Here is a 15784-nt window from a genome sequence, read left to right as displayed (position 1 = left end):
ACCCGGCGGGTGCCTTTTTTCTTCCGGGGTCGCGCCTTGGGCCATGGTATGATGCGGCTTTTGTCGGCCCGACCGGCCCTGCCGGGTATGAAACAGTCCAAGAATATCTATTTGATCGGCCCGATGGGGGCGGGGAAGACCACCATAGGACGCTTGCTCTCGAAAAGCCTGGGCGTGGGTTTCGTCGATAGCGACAAGCAGATCGAGCAGCGCACCGGCGTCACCATCCCCATGATCTTCGAATACGAGGGCGAGGCCGGCTTCCGCAGGCGCGAGGCCGAGGTGCTGGCCGAACTGACCCAAATGGACGGGATCGTCATGGCGACCGGGGGCGGTTCCATCCTGTTGCCGGAGAACCAGGAGCGGATCCGCCGCCATGGTTTCGTGGTCTACCTGCATTGCCCGGTGGAGAAGCAACTGGAGCGCACCCACAAGGACGCCAACCGTCCCTTGCTCAACACCGAAAACCCGCGCCAAAAACTATTGGACCTCTTCCAAATCCGCGAACCGATCTACCGTTCCCTGGCCGATTTCGTCGTCGATACGGGGCAAAGCTCCAGCCGTAGCGCCGTCCGGCAAATCCTCAGGGTCTACCACCGAACCCATTCCAGGCCAAGCAAACCATGAGGACCCTCACCGTCTCGCTGGGAGAGCGCAGCTACCCCATCCATATCGGCCCCGATTTGCTGAACCGGGGCGGACTCCTGCCGTCCTATCTCGATTCCAAGCAAATCCTGGTCGTGACCAACACCACCGTCGCGCCCTTGTACCTGGAGCGGGTGCTGGACCAGCTCGAAGGCAAGCAGGTCGCCACCGTGACCCTACCCGATGGCGAGTCTTACAAAACCATGGAATCGGCCCTGGCGGTGTTCGACGCCCTGCTCGAACACAAATTCAACCGCAACGCCCATCTCATCGCCCTGGGCGGCGGCGTGGTCGGCGACCTGACCGGTTTCGCGGCGGCGTGCTACCAGCGCGGCGTGCCCTTCGTGCAGATTCCCACCACCTTGCTGGCCCAGGTGGATTCCTCGGTGGGCGGCAAGACCGCCGTCAACCATCCCCGTGGCAAGAACATGATCGGGGCGTTCCACCAGCCCAAATGCGTGATCGCCGACCTCTCGACCCTCGATACCCTGGCCGACCGCGAATTGAGCGCCGGGCTGGCCGAGGTCGTGAAATATGGCTTGATCCGCGACGAGCCGTTTTTCCGGTGGCTTGAGGAGCACATGGAAGCCCTGCTACGGCGCGATCCGGAAGCCCTGGGCTACGCTATCGAGCGCTCCTGCCACAACAAGGCGGAGGTGGTGGCGGCGGACGAGCGCGAAACCGGCGAGCGGGCCACCTTGAACCTGGGCCATACCTTCGGCCACGCCATCGAAACCGGCCTGGGCTACGGCGGCATCCTGCACGGCGAGGCGGTGGCGATAGGCATGTGCCAGGCGGCGGATTTGTCACGGCGCTTGGGCTGGCTCGCGGAACGGGACGTGGAACGCATCGTGGCCCTGCTGGCGCGGGCGCGGCTGCCGGTGCGCCCGCCCGCCGGACTCGGGGCCGACGCCTTCCTCGAACACATGGCGGTGGACAAGAAGAACCTCGAAGGCCGCTTGCGTTTGATCCTGCTCGAATGTATCGGCAAGGCGCATTTGCCGATGCCGGTCGATCTGGCCCCGTTGCGGTCCACTTTGGACGAGTATGGCCGCGCTTGAGGAGGCCCAGGCCGACGGTCCGCTGGACGGCTCCCTGCTTTCCGAGGCGCGGGAGCGCAAGTTCGACCTGCTGCTGCATCTGGCGGTCAACCTTTCCCAGCCCATCGTCTTGTCCGGCCCCGAGGGCATGGGCAAGACGGTGTTCCTGCGGCGTTTGGAGTCCAGCGCCCGCGCCTATGCCAGCGTGTGCTATCTGGCCGCCACGGCGGGCACCACCTATGAATCCATCATCGAGGAATTGCGGCGGGTGGCGTTGCGGGATTTGAACCTCGCCAGCGCCGGGGAATGGACCTGCGCGGAGGTGCTGGCGCGTTATGGCAAGGAGCGGCGCTTGCTGGTGTTGTTGCTCGATAACGCTCACCGCCTGCTGCCGGGCTTGCTGAGCGGTCTTTGGGAATTCGCCCGCGAGCATCATAGCCTGCATATCGTGCTGGCCTTGCCCAGCCACGGTTTGCGGCGCAAAGCCACCACCGACGCCCTGGCCCTGCGCGATGCCCAGCCGCTGGAAATCCCCTCGCTGAGTCCCGCCGAATTTTCCGCCTACCTGCGCCGGTTGATCGCCGCCAAGCCAGGACTGCCGCCACAACAAACCACCGCCGAAGCCCAGGCCGGCGCTTGGCACGCCCGCGCCCAGGGCGCGCCCGGCGCGGCCCTGCGCCTGCTGGAACAGCCGGTGGAAGCCGCGCCATCCCGGCCTTGGGGCCGGCCTATGCGTTGGCTGGTACCGGGATTGGCCGCTACGCTGCTGGCGGGCGTGATCCTATGGTTGTGGAAACCGAGGCCCCAGCTTCCCGAGCCGTCGGCCTTCCCTTCGCCCAAGGCCGACGCCGATTCGGTGGTGCCGGGCACGGTGTTGCACGAACCGTCCGCGCCCGTGGCGGTCGAGGGTGGCGATCCCGCGCATCCGGGCGAATCCCCGGCCCAGGCCGCCGCTCCCGAAATTCCGCCGCAGCAACAAGCCGGGACGGGTACGCCGCCCGCGGAACCCCAAGGCCCGCCGTCCAGGCCGGAACCGGCCCAAGCCCCGGCACCCGAATCCCAGGTCCAGCCGGAGCCGGCCGCCTCCCAGGCCCCTCCCGTCGCCGCCCCGTCCGAGCCGACGGGCAAGCCCCCGGAGTCCCCAGGCGCGGCCCAGCCGCCGGAACCCCTGTCGCCCGAACAGCAAGCGCGGCTCCAAGCCGCCACCGTCGGCCTGGAAGGAGCGCATGGCGTGGATTGGATCATGGCGCAGAACCCGGACGCCTATACCTTGCAAATCCTCGCCATGTCCCAGGCCAACGCCCTGGCCGGGACCGTGGGCCGGTTCCCGCCGGACAGCGGCTTATCCGTGCTGCGCTCGCGCAAGGGCCGGGGCGATTTGTACCTGCTGTTCCATGGCGTTTATCCGAACCTGGCCGCCGCCAGGGAAGGGGCTGCGGGCCTGCCGCCGCCCTTGACCCAGGCCATTCCCCGGCAATTCAAATCGATCCAGGCCGATCTGCTGCGCCCGCCGGGCTCCGGCACCAACGCCCCGGCCCAGCGCTGGCGGGTTCCCCACAAGGCCCAGCAGCCGTAATATCCGCCTTGTCATTTTCGGCGGCGGCCCCGAGGCTTCCCGCCGCCCTATCATAGGAAAGACCGCCCCATGAGCCGCTTGCACAACGATTGCTTCATCCGCGCCTTGCTCCGCCAGCCCGTCGAACGCACCCCCGTGTGGATGATGCGCCAGGCCGGGCGCTATCTTCCCGAATACCGCCGGGTCCGCGAACAGGCGGGCAGTTTCATGAACCTTTGCACCCAGCCGGAACTGGCCTGCGAAGTGACCTTGCAGCCCTTGGCGCGTTTCCGCCTGGACGCCGCGATCTTGTTCTCGGACATCCTCACCATCCCCGACGCGATGGGCCTCGGGTTGAGCTTCGCGGAAGGCGAGGGGCCGCGCTTCGCCCGGCCCGTGCGCTCGGCGGCGGAGGTGCGGGCCTTGCCGGTGCCCGATCCGGAAGACCGCTTGCGCTATGTGACCGACGCCGTGCGCCTGATCCGGCGCGAATTGGATGGGCGGGTGCCCTTGATCGGTTTTTCCGGCAGTCCCTGGACCTTGGCGACGTATATGGTCGAAGGCGGCGGCAGCCGCGAGTTCCGCAAGGTCAAAGGCTTGATGTATCAGGAACCCCAGGTCGTGCACGAACTCCTGGGCAAGCTTGCCGAGGCCGTGGGCCTGTATCTGGCCGCGCAGATCGCCGCCGGGGTCGATGCCATCATGGTGTTCGATACCTGGGGCGGGGTGTTGTCGGCGGCGCAGTACCGGGAGTTCTCGTTGGCCTATGCCCAACAGGCGCTGGAACGGATCGGCCTGGATCGGCTGGAACGGAAGGTTCCGGCCATCTTGTTCACCAAGGGTGGCGGGCAGTGGTTGGAGGCGATGGCTGGCGCGGGCTACGACGCGCTGGGGATCGATTGGACCACCGATATCGGCGAGGCCCGCCGCCGGGTGGGCGACCGGGTGGCGTTGCAGGGCAATCTCGACCCGCAAGCCTTGTATGCACCGAAACAGTCCATCCGCGCCGAGGTGAAACGCATCCTCGAAGGCTACGGTCCCGGCAGCGGCCACGTCTTCAACCTGGGGCATGGGGTGTGGCCGGATGTCGATCCCGAGCAGGTGGGCGCGATGGTCGAGGCGGTACACGAGTTCAGCCCGGCTGTGCATCGCTAGCGCGGACGGGCATGGCCGATAATTTGCTTGGAAAGATCGCGGGGCGCGGCGTCAGGCCGCGCCGTCGAGTCTTGATTTGCGGAGGTAGGCTATGCACGCGGAAGGCGTATTCGATGAACCCCTGATCACCGGCATGAACCTGACGGAGTATTTCAAGGATTCCATCCACGCGGCCCTGGCGAACCAGCGGGTCCGGGCCGGGGAGGATACCGTTTACTACGTGGTGAACCTGTTGGCGTATTTCACCCGCGCCGAGAAGCTGTTCCAGCGCACCGGGGACGGCGTGGTGTTGCAGCCCCTGGCCCAGCTCTACGCCGAGGCGGCCGAAACCCCGAACCCCGAGGAACGCCGCCACAAGCTGCGCCGCCTGGGTGATGTCGCGCTGCTGATTTCCGGTTTGTTTGCGGCCAGCCTCAACCGCAAGGTGGTGGATGTCGATTACTACATCGCCATGGGCGGCGCGGCCTACGGGGTGTTGTGCGGACTGGACCGGGGCACGGCGCGGGGGCGGGCGTTTGGTGCCGTGTTCGACGAATTGTCGCGGCGGTTCCAGGTGTTCGTGGATGTGCTGGCCGAGGTCGGCGAGCGCAGCCACCTCAAGCCCGGTAGCGATACCCTGCGCCTGTACGAACTGTGGTTGAAGACCGGCAGCCCCCGCATGGCGGCGAAGCTGCGGAACCTGGGGATAGAACCGGTCCAGTCCCTGGCCGGTGCCCGCTTCAATTAGAGCGATCATTTGGCCGGCTCCCCGTGGGAACCGGCCAGCCACGACCGCTCAATCCTCCTTGCAGCATTCCGCCAAGGGCCGGATTTCCTGGATGATATCCTCGCCGCCGGTGGGATCGACGACCCCCCGCGCCACATGGCTTTTGCGGTAGCCATACAGGAAATAGAACACCAGCCCAATCGTCCCCCAGATCGGGAACACCAGCTTGGCCTCCAGCGGCAGGAACAGGAACAACACCAAGCAGCCCAGCACCGCCAACGGCCCCACCAGCCACACCCCCGGCGTCTTGAAGGGCCGGAACCGCCCGGCGTCCTTCACCCTGAGGATCATCACCGCGATGGCCACCACCATGAAGGCGAACAAAGTGCCGGAATTCGACACATCCGCCAGCTTGCCCACCGGGAAGAACGCCGCCGCCAGGGTGACGGCCGCCCCCGTGACCATCGTCACGATATGCGGGGTCTTGAGACGCGGGTGGACCCGGCTCAGGGCTTCCGGCAACAGCCCGTCCCGCGCCATCACGAAGAAGATGCGGGTCTGGCCGAACAGCATCATCAACACCACCGAGGGCAGGGCCAGGAAGGCGGCGAGCCCTATCAGGTTGCCGACGCCGCCCCAGCCGATCTGGCGCAACACCTGGGCCAGCGCCTCGCGCGAGCAAACCAGGGGTTGGGTTCCGGCACCGGCCAGGGTTTGGCAACGCGCCGCCAGTTCCGTCGAACCCGGCGCCAGCCCCGCGCCGGTCGCGGGATCGACCACCGGCTGGGCGCCGATGGCCCCGATGGCCCCCGCCGACACCAGGAGATAGAACACCGTGCAAATCCCCAGGGAGCCGATCAGCCCGATGGGCACGTTGCGCTGGGGGTTCCGGGTTTCCTCGGCGGCGGTCGAGACCGCGTCGAAGCCGACATAGGCGAAGAAGATCGACGCCGCCGCCGCCACCACGCCCGACCCGCCCAAAGGCGCGAACGGCTGGAAATGGGCGCTGTTCAACACCGGCAGGGCCAGGGCGATGAAAACGGCGAGCGCGGCGATTTTCACCGCCACCAGGACGCCGGTGAAGGTGGCGCTTTCCTTGGTGCCGATGACCAATAGCCCCGTCACGAACAGGCTGACCACCATCGCGGGCAGGTTGACGATACCGCCGGCATAGGGACCGTTGGCCAGGGCCATCGGGAGGTCGATCCCCAGCGAGTTGTGCAGCAACCCCACGAAATAGCCCGACCAACCCACCGCCACCGCGCTGGCCGCCACGGCGTATTCCAGGATCAAGGCCCAGCCCACCACCCAGGCCACCAATTCCCCCAGCACCGCGTAGGAATAGGTATAGGCCGAGCCCGAGACCGGCACCATGGACGATAGCTCGGCATAGCACAGCGCCGCCACCGCGCAGACGAAGCCGGCGATGACGAAGGACAGCATCATGCCGGGGCCGGCTTTCTGCGCGGCCTCGGCGGTCAGGACGAAAATGCCGGTGCCGATGATCGCGCCGACGCCCAGCAAGGTCAGTTGCCAAGCGCCCAGGGATCGGTGCAGGCCCTTTTTCTCGGCGGTGGCGAGGATGGCGTCCAGGGGCTTTACGCGCCAGAAGATCATGGGGGTTCCTCCTAGGTCGTGTGGGGGTTTGGAGACAGGGGCGTGGGGCTAGTGTACAGGAAACCCGCCGCTCATCCGGCCCGCCGCCAGGCCAGCGGCTCGCCCGCCCGCAGTGGAACCAGGGTTTCCGCGCCGAAGGGGAAGCTTTCCGGTGCCCGCCATGCCCGGCGTTCCAGCGTGACCGTCCCCTGGTTGCGCGGCAGCCGGTAGAAGTCCGGCCCGTGGAAGCTGGCGAAGGCTTCCAGCTTGTCCAAGGCGCCCGCCGCCTCGAAGGCTTCGGCGTAGAGTTCCAAGGCGGCATGGGCGGTGTAGCAACCGGCGCAACCACAGGCCGATTCCTTGCCCCCGCGTGGATGCGGGGCGCTGTCGGTGCCCAGGAAGAATTTGGGATTGCCGGAAGTCGCCGCCGCCAACAGGGCCAGCCGGTGGCTTTCCCGCTTGAGGACCGGCAGGCAATAGAAATGCGGGCGCACGCCGCCCACCAACAGCGCGTTGCGGTTGTAGAGCAGATGATGGGCGGTCAGGGTCGCGGCGATGCGCGGCCCCGCGTCGCGCACGAACTCCACGCCCTCGCGGGTGGTGGCGTGTTCCAGCACGATGCGCAGGCCGGGGAACCGCGCCGCCAGCGGTATGAGGTGCCGCTCGATGAACACGGCCTCGCGGTCGAAGAGGTCGATGTCTGGATCGGTCGTTTCGCCATGCACAAGCAAGGGCAGGTCGTGCCGTTCCATGGCTTCCAGCACCGGATAGAGCGCTTCCAGGCGGTTCACCCCGGCGTCGGAGTTGGTGGTCGCGCCCGCCGGATAGAGCTTGAGCGCCACCACGGCGGGTTCTTCGGCGGCGCGGCGGATTTCGTCCGGGGTGGTGGCGTCGGTCAGGTACAAGGCCATCAGGGGTTGGAACCCGCTGCCCGCGGGCAGGGCGGCCAGGATGCGCCTGCGGTAGGCCAGGGCGTCGGCGACGGTGGCGACCGGCGGTTTCAGGTTGGGCATGACGATGGCGCGGGCGAATTGCGCCGCCGTGTGGGCCACGACGCTTGCGAGCGCCGCGCCGTCGCGCAGGTGGAGATGCCAATCGTCGGGGTGGGTGAGGGTGAGGGTTTGCATGGTAATGTCGGCGCTTTTTGAAGAGGGCTTATCTTACAGGAACGGATAGAATGCCAAGTTTGGAGCCGTGTTCAGCGGTGCCGCGTAGATCGAAAAACCACCGGAGCCGTATGGGCGCGGCGGGCCGACCGTGGCTTTCCAAGTCCATGATATGGATTGGACGTGAGATAGAGGGCGAAAGATGAGTGATGTTATCGATAGGATTTTGGCGAGGCTGGCGGGCTTGATCCGCGCAGGGAGGTTTGAAGAACAGGAAACCGATACGGTTGAAATCAAACCCATGCCTGCGGAAGGCGGGCAGTGGAAGGAATTCCATAGGTCGGTGAACGCCTTCCTCAATACCCGTGGCGGAATAATCATAATGGGTATCAAGGAACAGGGGCAAGGTCAAGAGCGGCGCTATGTATTTAGTGGTTATCGGGATGAGGCGGAAGCTAAGCTCACGCAAGAGCTATCCGGTTTGTTTACCGACCGGAACGGGGTGAAGTTGGATTTGCGGGAGGCTTTTCCGCCGATGCAAATCCGGGAGTTCTTGGAGGGTAGGGTGGCGTTGGTCTTTGTCGATGAGTTAACGGCAGATCGAAAATATGTGTTTTATCAAAACCATGCCTATCAGCGGCTTTTGACCGGGGACCGTAGGATTACCGAAACGGAGATTGATAAGCAAGAAGAGTATCGGGAAGAGGTTATATATGCCCGCGAGCTACAGCCGTGGCCGGATACGGCTGTTGATGATCTGGATTTGGATGCGCTGAATGATTATATCCAGCATTTGAATCGGCCCATCAAAGTGGAAACCATGAAGGCCGACATGGAAACCGCCCGGCCCTTTCTGGAGCGCAAGAAGTTTATCAAGGACGGGCAGGCCACGCTCTTGGGTATGTTGGTGTGCGGAAAATATCCGGCCGACCATTTGGGCTTTCGCTGTCATGTGCATGGCTATGTGGATGTACCGGAAAAAATCGCTCAAGACAAACAGGATTTAATAGGGAATATATTGCCATTGATGGAATCTAGCCTGTCTTATGTTTTGCGGAACATACAGGTTGGAATTTCCGCCGAACGAGGGGGTACGAGTACGCCGCAATATCCAGAGGAGATTTTGCGGGAAACCGTGAATAACGCGCTGGCCCATCGAGATTATTCTTTGGATAAGCAAGCGATCATTTCAATCAAGCCGGGTCGGCATATCGCCATTAAAAATCCTGGAAAATTCCGTCCCCATCTTCTTATCGAGCAGGCGGATCACGAAACCCCTCTGCGCCGCATTATCCCGGAGGCAAAAGCGCGGAATCCGAAGCTCGCGGATGTGTTGCGCATATACCGCAAGTGGGAGGGTAAGGGGATTGGGATGGCGACGTTGGTTAACCTGTGCCTGGAGAATCGCATCGATCTCCCGGTCTACCGCCTATATTCCGAGGAGGTTTGCCTTTTTTTGCGTGCGGGCCAACTCCTTGATGAGCGCATGGAGTCCCATTTTAAAGCGTTCGATGCTTACATCGAGCGCAGAACCAATGGCCGACAGCTTACTGAAGAGCAAAAACGGGTGCTGGCCTATCTTATCAAGTCCGAATGGGAAAATGAGCGTCTCCATTATACGGTTTTGTTGACACCGGGCAATAATCATTTCGAGGCTCTGATCGACTTGGAGTCAAATGGTTTGATTAGCAAGCATCCATTGAGTACGGCCATTTATCCAATTTATATGGCGGATAGAGTGTTGGTAAGACTTGATTATTGGGATGATCTGACGAAAGTGTTTGGCGATGCGGTGATGGGCTTGGATAAGGTGCCAAGGGATATATTGAATATCATTTATCGGCATATTTTCTTTTCGAAAGCGAAGGCGGTAAATGCCAAGATGGTTGCTACCGCTTTATGGCGCGAGCAGAATCCAGGCGTCCAGGATATTCGTGGATTTGATACTTTTTATAGAAGGGTTAGGTATTTTTTCAATAAGCTGGAAAAATTTGGTTTTATTGTTAAGGTTGGCCAGAAAGGGGGGTATGTTTTGAATGAAAGCTATCGGGACGGAAGCTTGTTTTAATGCCTTATCCATTTTGAATCGACAGCCTCTACCATGTGGGCTGGACGAATATTCGCCGAATCCAGGCGTCTAGTTGCCTGGATTCCCAGATTCCACCCAGGCCCTATGTGCCGCCGCTAGCGACCGATGAGGGGCGGATCCTGCGGGTCCGGTCGATGCGATACCACAAGCTTCACCCGAACCCGCTAAAATCCCCCCGCTTCCAGGTGCCGCTTTGGTGCCCGCCTTGCCATCAGCCGATTCCAAACCCGTGAACGCGATTACCCACGAACAGATTCCCCTCAAGGATTTCACCGAGAAGGCGTACCTCGATTATTCCATGTACGTCATCCTCGACCGCGCCCTCCCCAACATCGCCGACGGGCTCAAGCCGGTGCAGCGGCGCATCGTCTACGCCATGTCGGAACTGGGACTCTCGGCCCAGGCCAAGTACAAGAAATCGGCCCGCACCGTGGGCGACGTCTTGGGCAAATATCATCCGCACGGCGATTCCGCCTGCTACGAAGCCATGGTGTTGATGGCCCAGCCGTTTTCCTACCGCTATCCCTTGGTGGACGGGCAGGGCAACTGGGGTTCGCCCGACGACCCCAAGTCCTTCGCCGCCATGCGCTACACCGAGGCCAAATTGACGCCCTATGCCCAGACCCTGCTGGCCGAATTGGAGCAGGGCACGGTGGAGTGGGTGCCCAATTTCGATGGCACCCTGGACGAACCGGCCCTGTTGCCCGCCCGGCTGCCCAATGTGTTGTTGAACGGCACCACCGGCATCGCCGTCGGCATGGCGACCGATATTCCGCCGCACAACCTCCGCGAAGTGGTCGAGGGCTGCGTGCTGCTGCTCGACCAGCCCGAGACCACGCTGGAAGAACTGTGCGAAGTCATCCGCGGCCCCGATTTCACCACCGAGGCCGAACTGGTCACGCCCCGCGACGACCTCCTGCGCCTGTACCGGACCGGCAATGGCTCGGTGCGCCTGCGGGCGCGTTGGGAAGTGGAGGAGGGCAATATCGTCGTCACCGCCCTGCCGCACCAAGTGTCCGGCAACGACATCATGGCCCAGATCGCCGCCCAGATGCAGGCCAAGAAGCTCCCCATGGTCGAAGACCTGCGCGACGAATCCGACCACGAAAACCCTACCCGCATCGTCGTCATGCCCAAGGGCCGCAAGGTCGAGGCCGAGTCCTTGATGTCGCATTTGTTCGCGACCACCGACCTGGAGCGCAGCTACCGGGTCAACCTCAACATGATCGGCCTGAATGGCAAACCCCAGGTCAAGAACCTCCGCGCCATCCTGGCGGAATGGCTGGACTACCGCACCGCCACCGTCCGTAAGCGCCTGGAATTCCGGCTGGACAAGGTCGAGGCCCGTTTGCATATCCTCGCGGGCTTGCTGACCGCCTTCCTCAATATCGACGAGGTGATCGCCATCATCCGCCGCGAGGACGAACCCAAGCCGGTGTTGATGGCGCGGTTCGGCCTGAGCGAAATCCAGGCCGAGGCCATCCTCGATATCAAGCTGCGCCATCTCGCCAAGCTGGAGGAAATGAAGATTCGCGGCGAACAGGCCGATTTGGAACGGGAGCGGGCCATGCTGCAAGCGACCTTGGATTCACCCGACAAGCTCAAAGCGCTCATCAAGCAGGAATTGCGGCAGGACGCCGAACGCTACGGCGATGCCCGCCGTTCGCCCATCGTGGCCCGGCAGGCGGCCCAGGCCTTGGACGCCACCCAGGTCATCGCCAGCGAGCCGGTCACGGTGATCCTGTCGGAAAAAGGCTGGGTCCGCGCCGCCAAGGGCCACGATATCGACGCCGGTACCCTGGCCTATCGTTCCGGCGACGCCTTCCTGATGGCCGCGCCGGGACGCAGCAATCAACCGGCCTATTTCTTGGATTCGACCGGGCGCAGCTACGCCGTGCCCGCCCACGAACTGCCATCGGCCCGCACCCAGGGCGAACCCTTGACCGGCCGGCTCAACCCGCCGCCGGGCGCGGTGTTCAAAACCGTGCTGACCGGCGGCGACGAGGATTGGTATTTGTTGGCGACCGACAGCGGCTATGGCTTCCTGACCCAGCTCAAGGAGCTATACACCAAGAACCGCACCGGCAAGCTGGTCTTGACCCTCCCCGAGCATTCGGAAGCCTTGCCGCCGCTGCGGGTGCTGGCACCGGACACCGAAACCGTCGCCGTGGTGACGGCGCAGGGACGCTTGTTGGTGTTCCCGATGACCGAGATTCCGGTATTGGCCAAGGGCAAGGGCAATAAGCTGATCCAGGTGGATGGCGGGGATTTGGCGGCGCGGCAGGATTATGTGCTGCATCTGGTGGCGGTGCCGCCGGGCGCGGGGCTGAAGCTCTATTGCGGCAAGCGCCATATCGGCCTGTCGGCCAACGATCTCGCCCACTATCAGGGGACACGGGGCCGCAAGGGGAATCATCTGCCGCGTGGATTCCAGCGGGTGGATCGGGTCGAGGTGCAGGTCTGAGCCAGCGGATCGGGATCGAATTCAAGCCACAGGGAGGGTCATATGCCACTTTTCTACTCGAACAGCCGGTTTTATCACGCGCTGATGGCGCTCACCTACCGGCGTCACCGCGACGAGCGGTTCCGGGCGGTGGCGCGATGGGTGCCGGAAGGGGCCGGGGTGTTGGATGTATGCTGCGGCGACGGGGCGTTGAGCCGGTATTTGCCGGAAGGAACCCGCTATCTTGGCCTGGACCGCAGCCGGGCTTTCCTGCGTAGCGCCCGGCGGCGCGGCAGGCCGGTGGAATATTTCGATGTGGGCAAGGGGCCTTTGCCCAAATCCCAGGTCGTGGTGTGCCAGGTCAGCCTGTACCAGTTCCACCCGCGGGTGGAGGAGATGCTGGCCCGGCTGTACGCGGCGGCGGAACAACGCTTGATCATTTCGGAATCGGTGTGGAGCCTGACCCGCTCCAAACTGCCGGGGGTCGCGCCGGTCATCGCCTGGGCCATGCGGACCGAGGGCATGGCGGACGGGTATTTCCGCTTCACGCCGGAAGCGCTGGATGAGTTGTTCGCGGCTTACCGGCCCGCGCTGCGCCATAGCGGAGCGATTTGCGGCGGGATGGATCGGTTGTTTGTGTTGGATAAGGTGGGTGTGCGGAACTCGGGGTGAGCATCGTCCTGGGATAGCGCGGTGCTGGCAGGCCAAGCGTCCCCGGCCTGTTCACACAACCGTCACCGTCCAAAGGTGACGGCCCCGCCCCGGAAGAGGTTACAGTCCGCGCTTTTTTGCAAGGGGAACCCCATCATGTCCATCCGCACCACCCTCACCGCCGGGCTGCTCGCCCTGCTTGCGCTCGCCACCGGTGCCGAAGCCGCCACCAGCCGCCAATCCTGGTTGGTGCAGAAAATCTACGCCTACAACCATCCCTTCGCCGCCAACCTGCCAGGGGAGTTGGCGATCAAGATGGACAAGATGGCTCAGGGTGCCTTCTATTTTTACCGGGGCACGGCCCATCTGTTCTACGCCGATATGGCGAACACAGCGGTTTGGCCGACCTCGTATTTCAGTAATTACCTAACCGACGGGGCGTGGCTGGAAGGCGATATGCATATGCAGAACCTGGGCGGTTTCCGCGACGCCAACGGCAACGCGGTGTTCGACACCAACGATTTCGACGAGGCTTATTGGGGGCCCTATGTCTGGGATATCCGCCGCATGGCGGTCGCCATCGTCCTCGCCGCCAAGGAAAACGGCATTGCCAGCAGTGACCGCCAATCCCTGGTCAAGAATTTCGTCGATGCCTACCTCACCCAGATCGCCGCCTTCAAGGGCAACGACAACGAGAAGACCTGGCGCCTGACCACGGCCAACACCAACGGCGTGGTCAAGGACGCCATCCAGGCGGCGGATGCCAAGACCCGTTCCAACCTCCTGGCGAAATACACCGCCGTGACTTCCGGGGTGCGTCAGTTCGTGGCGTCCAGCACCTTGCAACTGGTCAATAGCGCGACTTTGTCCGCCCTCAATGCGGCCATGCCCGGCTATATCGGCTCCATCGCTTCCTCCAAGCGCTATGCCAATAGCTTCTACACCCTCAAGGGTGCGGCCCTGCGCCTGGGCGCGGGCACCGGCAGCCTGGGGCGCTATCGTTACTATCTGTTGATCGAGGGACCGTCCACCGCGACCAGCGACGACGTGATCTTGGAAATGAAACAGGAATCCGACAGCGCGGCCGCCCTTGCCGCACCGGGCGCGATGCCGGCCTCGGCCTATGGCTACCACAACGGCGTCCGCGTCGCGATGAGCCATAAGGCCTTGCTGAACAACGCCGATGTGTTAGTGGGCTCGACCAGTATGAACGGCATGGCGTTCTACCTGCACGAGCGTTCGCCGTACCAGGAGGATTTCGATTACACCTTGCTGACCACCTACACCAAGTTCAACGACGCGGTGAAATACATGGGGCAGGCGGTGGCGAAGAACCACGCCCTTGCGGACAAGGATTACGATTCCACCCTGATCGCTTCCAGCATGGATAAGGAAATCACCGATGTGATCGGCGCGAACGGTTCGGCCTTCAAGACCGAAATCCTCAACTTCGCCCTGGGCTATACCGCCCAGGTCGAGCAGGATTACGCCGATTTCGTCGCCGCCAAGAACGGCGGGGCCACCTTGTACTGAGGCGGGTTCACCCGCCGGGCAAGCGCCTGCGCAAGAAATCCAAAGCCAACGCGGCGGCACCCAGCCGCTTGCGTTGCGGATTGCCCGAAACCGTCCGGCTTTCCTGCCACAGCCGGTTCGATCCGGCCAGTGCGAAATGCACCGCAGCGGGGCCGGAATCTTCCTTGAGCGCGTCCGGCTCGGCGAATTGCGCCAGCGCGAAATCCGCCCCGCTCCGCGCCAGGGCCATCACGGCCAGGGTGGCGGCGACACGCGGGCCGTCGCCTTCCGGTTTCCCGCCCAGCCAGCGGTGCAGGGTTTCCGGTTGGGACGCGGCCAGCGTACCCAGCAGCCACTCCCGCCCCGCGCAGCGGCTCGCCAACAGCCCGCCGCTCGCCGCCTCGACGATGAACAGCTTGGCGCGGCGGGCGTCGAGATTCTTTCCGGCCACGGCTTCGAGGCCGCTGTCGGGTTCTTCGTCGCCGCCGATGGCGTAAACGGCTTCCCCAATCGCCGCCATGGCCCGCCGCACCGTGGCTTCCCGTTGCTCCTCCGGGCAATCCGCCGGGAACAGCAGCTTCACTTGGTTCTCCGGCCCACCGGCCCTAAAACCCAGCCGCACGCCGGGTGGCAGTTCCACCGGCTCCAATAATTCCTGCAAGGCCGATTCGCCCACGCCGACGGTGCGGAGGATCACCAGCTTTTCGGGGTTCAGGGCGTAGCGCCGCGCCAAATCCGGTTTCACCCACTGGCCGAATAGGGCTTTCATTTCGCCCGGCACGCCCGGCATGAACACGAAGCGGCAGCGCCCGGCTTGCACCGCGAAGCCGGGAGCCGTGCCCCAGCGGTTGTCCAGCCGTTCCGCACCTTGGGGCAGCCAAGCCTGCTTGCGGTTGACGGCGGGCATGGGCCGGCCCGAGCGGGCGAAGAAGGCTTCGATCTGATGCAAAGCTTCCGGGTCTTCCCGCAAGGGCAGGTCGAAGGCGCGGGCGACCGCCTCGGCGGTGAGGTCGTCGCAGGTCGGCCCCAGGCCGCCGCTGCACAGGCAGAGGTCGGCGCGGGCCGAGATTTCGCGCAGGAGGTTGACGAGGGCGTCGAGCCGGTCGCCCACGGCGCTGTGGCGGGCGACTTGGAAGCCCATCGGCACCAGTTCGCGCGAGAGCCAGGCGGCGTTGGTGTCGGCGATTTCGCCGGTGACGACTTCGTCGCCTTGGGAGAAGATTTCGGCTTGGGGTGGGGTCATGGCGTGCTATGGGGATGGGCTATGGAGAGCTGGATTATCCTGT

At 63.8% G+C, this 15784-nt stretch carries 12 protein-coding genes; 9 read left to right on the top strand and 3 right to left on the bottom strand.

The window, feature by feature from the left end:
- The first annotated feature begins 87 nt into the window (after window positions 1-87).
- The 5 genes from aroK (at window position 88) to K5658_RS18145 (ending at window position 5122) form a co-directional block, all read left to right on the top strand.
- Window positions 88-627, top strand: a complete 540-nt coding sequence (gene aroK / locus K5658_RS18165; RefSeq protein WP_221064502.1) for a shikimate kinase AroK — start codon at window positions 88-90, stop codon at window positions 625-627.
- Window positions 624-1706, top strand: coding sequence for a 3-dehydroquinate synthase (gene aroB, locus K5658_RS18160; RefSeq protein ID WP_221064501.1), 1083 nt, complete (start codon window positions 624-626; stop codon window positions 1704-1706). The genes aroK and aroB overlap by 4 nt, the downstream gene beginning before the upstream one ends.
- Entirely contained in the window at window positions 1693-3261 is a 1569-nt protein-coding gene (locus tag K5658_RS18155) for an ATP-binding protein (RefSeq protein WP_221064500.1), read from the top strand. The genes aroB and K5658_RS18155 overlap by 14 nt, the downstream gene beginning before the upstream one ends.
- Window positions 3262-3330: 69 nt before the next feature.
- Complete coding sequence (hemE, locus tag K5658_RS18150) at window positions 3331-4395, top strand: uroporphyrinogen decarboxylase (protein WP_221064499.1); 1065 nt, start codon at window positions 3331-3333, stop codon at window positions 4393-4395.
- Window positions 4396-4486: 91 nt separating this feature from the next.
- Entirely contained in the window at window positions 4487-5122 is a 636-nt protein-coding gene (locus K5658_RS18145; RefSeq protein WP_221064498.1) for a hypothetical protein, read from the top strand.
- 48 nt (window positions 5123-5170) lie between these two features.
- On the opposite strand, the gene K5658_RS18140 is transcribed toward K5658_RS18145, so the two are convergent.
- Together K5658_RS18140 and pyrC are read right to left on the bottom strand one after the other, a co-directional pair.
- On the bottom strand, window positions 5171-6718 hold the full coding sequence (locus K5658_RS18140) for an amino acid permease (RefSeq protein WP_221064497.1): 1548 nt from the start codon (window positions 6716-6718) through the stop codon (window positions 5171-5173).
- 71 nt (window positions 6719-6789) lie between these two features.
- Window positions 6790-7824, bottom strand: a complete 1035-nt coding sequence (pyrC, locus tag K5658_RS18135) for a dihydroorotase (protein WP_221064496.1) — start codon at window positions 7822-7824, stop codon at window positions 6790-6792.
- 181 nt (window positions 7825-8005) lie between these two features.
- Here pyrC and K5658_RS18130 point away from each other — a divergent pair, with 181 nt between their 5' ends.
- From K5658_RS18130 to K5658_RS18115, 4 genes are all read left to right on the top strand, one after another.
- Window positions 8006-9871 carry an RNA-binding domain-containing protein gene (locus K5658_RS18130; protein WP_221064495.1) on the top strand — a complete coding sequence of 622 codons (1866 nt, stop codon included), beginning with the start codon at window positions 8006-8008 and terminating at the stop codon, window positions 9869-9871.
- 250 nt (window positions 9872-10121) lie between these two features.
- Entirely contained in the window at window positions 10122-12356 is a 2235-nt protein-coding gene (gene parC / locus K5658_RS18125) for a DNA topoisomerase IV subunit A (protein WP_221064494.1), read from the top strand.
- A 42-nt stretch (window positions 12357-12398) separates the two neighbouring features.
- A complete protein-coding gene (locus K5658_RS18120; protein ID WP_221064493.1) occupies window positions 12399-13007 on the top strand; it encodes a class I SAM-dependent methyltransferase in 609 nt (202 codons plus the stop codon).
- Between the two features lie 135 nt (window positions 13008-13142).
- Window positions 13143-14519: a DUF2252 domain-containing protein gene (locus K5658_RS18115; RefSeq protein WP_221064492.1), complete on the top strand. Its 1377-nt coding sequence runs from the start codon at window positions 13143-13145 to the stop codon at window positions 14517-14519.
- Between the two features lie 7 nt (window positions 14520-14526).
- On the opposite strand, the gene K5658_RS18110 is transcribed toward K5658_RS18115, so the two are convergent.
- Entirely contained in the window at window positions 14527-15741 is a 1215-nt protein-coding gene (locus K5658_RS18110; protein ID WP_221064491.1) for a molybdopterin-binding protein, read from the bottom strand.
- Window positions 15742-15784 lie beyond the last annotated feature (43 nt).

It is taken from the genome of Methylomagnum ishizawai (assembly GCF_019670005.1).
Taxonomy (GTDB): domain Bacteria; phylum Pseudomonadota; class Gammaproteobacteria; order Methylococcales; family Methylococcaceae; genus Methylomagnum; species Methylomagnum ishizawai.
Note: the sequence above shows the minus strand (reverse complement) of the source record. Positions and strands in the feature narration are given on the sequence as shown.

Bases quoted from the DNA above. Each gene is read 5' to 3' on its own strand.
- aroK (WP_221064502.1), top strand. From the start codon at position 88: ATGAAACAGTCCAAGAATATCTATTTGATCGGCCCGATGGGGGCGGGG.
- aroB (WP_221064501.1), top strand. From the start codon at position 624: ATGAGGACCCTCACCGTCTCGCTGGGAGAGCGCAGCTACCCCATCCAT.
- K5658_RS18155 (WP_221064500.1), top strand. From the start codon at position 1,693: ATGGCCGCGCTTGAGGAGGCCCAGGCCGACGGTCCGCTGGACGGCTCC.
- hemE (WP_221064499.1), top strand. From the start codon at position 3,331: ATGAGCCGCTTGCACAACGATTGCTTCATCCGCGCCTTGCTCCGCCAG.
- K5658_RS18145 (WP_221064498.1), top strand. From the start codon at position 4,487: ATGCACGCGGAAGGCGTATTCGATGAACCCCTGATCACCGGCATGAAC.
- K5658_RS18140 (WP_221064497.1), bottom strand. From the start codon at position 6,718: ATGATCTTCTGGCGCGTAAAGCCCCTGGACGCCATCCTCGCCACCGCC.
- pyrC (WP_221064496.1), bottom strand. From the start codon at position 7,824: ATGCAAACCCTCACCCTCACCCACCCCGACGATTGGCATCTCCACCTG.
- K5658_RS18130 (WP_221064495.1), top strand. From the start codon at position 8,006: ATGAGTGATGTTATCGATAGGATTTTGGCGAGGCTGGCGGGCTTGATC.
- K5658_RS18120 (WP_221064493.1), top strand. From the start codon at position 12,399: ATGCCACTTTTCTACTCGAACAGCCGGTTTTATCACGCGCTGATGGCG.
- K5658_RS18115 (WP_221064492.1), top strand. From the start codon at position 13,143: ATGTCCATCCGCACCACCCTCACCGCCGGGCTGCTCGCCCTGCTTGCG.
- K5658_RS18110 (WP_221064491.1), bottom strand. From the start codon at position 15,741: ATGACCCCACCCCAAGCCGAAATCTTCTCCCAAGGCGACGAAGTCGTC.